Consider the following 309-nt stretch of genomic DNA (forward strand, 5'->3'; position numbering starts at 1 on the left):
CTTCGGCGCCCATCTCTTTCGGCGCGCACACGGTGCCGGCCACTTTCATCAGGTCCTCGAACCAGATGTCGCGGTGCTGGTTCCACTTGATCTGGCCACCGGTGCGCTTGCACACGATGACTTTCTGAATGCTGCTGGTTTCCGGGTTGGTCAGGGCGTCGTCGACGTTGGCCTTGAGCGGGATCTTCTTGCCGGCACGAATACCTTCGTCGGCGGTGATCACCACTTTGGATTTGCAGTCGATGATGCGACCGGCCAGGGCTTCCGGCGAGAAGCCGCCGAACACCACCGAGTGAATCGCGCCGATCC

At 61.5% G+C, this 309-nt stretch carries 1 pseudogene; it reads right to left on the bottom strand.

Annotated features, from left to right (window positions below):
- Positions 1 to 309 (bottom strand): annotated as a pseudogene (locus tag KW841_RS29470) (acetyl-coenzyme A synthetase); the annotation flags it as partial.

This window comes from Pseudomonas sp. PDM28 (genome assembly GCF_019219115.1).
GTDB classification, from domain to species: domain Bacteria; phylum Pseudomonadota; class Gammaproteobacteria; order Pseudomonadales; family Pseudomonadaceae; genus Aquipseudomonas; species Aquipseudomonas laurylsulfatiphila.